Origin of the sequence: Arthrobacter sp. 2YAF22_2, from assembly GCF_052114645.1 — a bacterium.
Lineage (GTDB): Bacteria > Actinomycetota > Actinomycetes > Actinomycetales > Micrococcaceae > Arthrobacter.
The window spans coordinates 1-2027 of the sequence record NZ_JBFRFD010000592.1; the positions used below are offsets into that span (position 1 = coordinate 1).

Annotated in this window: 3 protein-coding genes; all 3 read right to left on the reverse strand. The window is 65.5% G+C overall.

All coding sequences use genetic code 11. The features are described from left to right. Positions 1-79: 79 nt before the first annotated feature. Positions 80-631 (reverse strand): hypothetical protein, encoded by a 552-nt coding sequence (locus tag AB4Y86_RS17625; RefSeq protein WP_441403453.1) that lies wholly within the window; start codon positions 629-631, stop codon positions 80-82. An 87-nt stretch (positions 632-718) separates the two neighbouring features. Beyond that, positions 719-1492, reverse strand: coding sequence for a GAF and ANTAR domain-containing protein (locus AB4Y86_RS17630; RefSeq protein ID WP_441403454.1), 774 nt, complete (start codon positions 1490-1492; stop codon positions 719-721). Between the two features lie 102 nt (positions 1493-1594). Beyond that, on the reverse strand, positions 1595-2027 hold a 433-nt coding region (locus tag AB4Y86_RS17635; protein ID WP_441403455.1), incomplete at its 5' end, for an orotate phosphoribosyltransferase.

Here is a 2027-nt window from a genome sequence, read left to right on the forward strand (position 1 = left end):
CTTCCGTCTCACGCGGCACACCTCTACCGTAGCCAGTGCGGCGCACGCTGGAGAAAATGTGGCAGGGCGGTGGTCCGGACTACGCCGGCTCGGCTTCGCGGTCGAATTCTCGCCGGGTCATCTCCAGACTGAGGTCCTCGTACCGGGCCAAGAGTTCCGAGGGCGCTCCGGTGTCCGGATCGTCCAGCTTTCCGAAGACCGCGTCACTGGCGGCCAGCAATTCGTCGTCGGAGTAGCGCGCCAGCGGACGGGTTCCGGAAGGATCGATGGACGCCAGGATATCCGCGGAAAAGTCCAGCGGCTGAAGGTCCCTGCCGAAGTCGTCGGCGATCAGCTGCAGTTCCAGCGATACCCCGGCCGCGACGGTGACGTTCCCTGCGACCTTGAACTGGCCGGCGCCGCCGTCTATGGCGTTGAGGTCGTGACGCAGGCCGGCAAGGGCTGCTGATTCGACAAACCCGGCCTGGGCCAGGTCCACGCGGATGTGGGAGCTGATACCCATGCGGCGGATGCGCTGAATCAGCTGCATCAGGTCGGGTCGGGAGTCGTGGTTGAGGCTCCCGCGGACATCGATCCGGATGACGTCTGCGATGACGTCGAGCTTGACTTGGGCATTAAGAAATTGGTCCATAGGTACTCCAAAGAAAGTGTCTATGGCCGACGGCTCAACCTTCCTCAGCGTAGCCGCAGGGTCGGACGGGCACAAGTCACCGCAGGATCATCCCGTGGCCTGCCGTCCCGGCTCCTGGAAGTGCGTCTTGGTCGCCGAGCCGCCGACGGATTCCACCAGCGAGGTGGCAATGTCCCGCAGTTTCACGTTGCCGTTGCTCGACGCGTCGGTGAGGATCTGCACCGCCGCGTCCTGGCTGCAGCGGTTCTGGGCCATCACGATACCGATAGCCATGTCGATGACGGTGCGGGACTCGAGTGTGGCCCGCAGGTTCGTGGCACTGTCTGTGTGCAGCGAAAAGCGCACCGCCATGCGCAGCGCCTGGGAGATCTGGCGTGTGAAGTCGCGGGCCCTCTCGGCGACGTCGCCGTCGAATTTGCCCGGCACGTCCGAATACAAGTTCATCGCAGCCTGCGCCTCGCCCTGCAGGTGGAAGGGGACCGACAGCACCGACCGCAGTCCGTGCGAAGCCACCGCGTTGGCATAGTCAGGGCCCCAGCGGTCCTCTTCGAAGAGGTCGGGCACGTAGACTTCGCGCTCCTCCTGCGCGGCCGTCAGGCACGGCCCCTGGGCCAGCCGGTACTGGATCTCGTCCACTTCCCGCGCGGTGTCGCTGCTCCAGCCGATGGTCGCCGCCTTCCGGTCCCGAAGCAGGGTGATCCCGCAGAGCGCGTCGTCACCCTCGCCAGCGACCTGGTGGGCGGAAAATCGGGCGAGTTCGTTGAGGAACTCTTCGAAGTCCGCGCTGTCGAGGATGAGGTTCTGCACCTGGTCGGCAGTACTGATAGGTGCCGAACTCAGGTCTTCCYGGGGCGTGAGCATAACGCATGTCTCCAACTACGGGTGTGAGGCACCGAGGGGTGTCTCAAAAATGATAAGACACCGCCCAAAGTCCGGTCTACTCCCGTCCGCTGGCGGCGAACCCTAGCCCAGGCCGAGTTCGTCCTTGCCGAAGGCGAACAGGTAGGGGACGCCTGCTTCGGCTTCGATCTTTTCCTTGGCGCCGGTGTCCCGGTCCACGATCACTGCCACGGCGACGACGTTGCCGCCTGCTTTGCGGACACCCTCGACGGCGGTCAGCGCGGACCCGCCGGTAGTGGAGGTGTCCTCCAAAACCAGGACTTTGCGGCCCTCGACCGAGGGCCCCTCGACCTGGCGGCCCATGCCGTAGGACTTCTGCGCCTTGCGGACCACGAAGGCGTCCACGGGACGCCCGGCGTCGACCGCGGCGCGCATAACCGCGGTGCCCACCGGGTCAGCCCCCATCGTAAGCCCGCCGGCGCACTCGAAGTCGATCCCGGCGTCATCCATGAGCGACAGCATGACCTGGCCCACGAGTTTGGACGCCTCGTGGTGC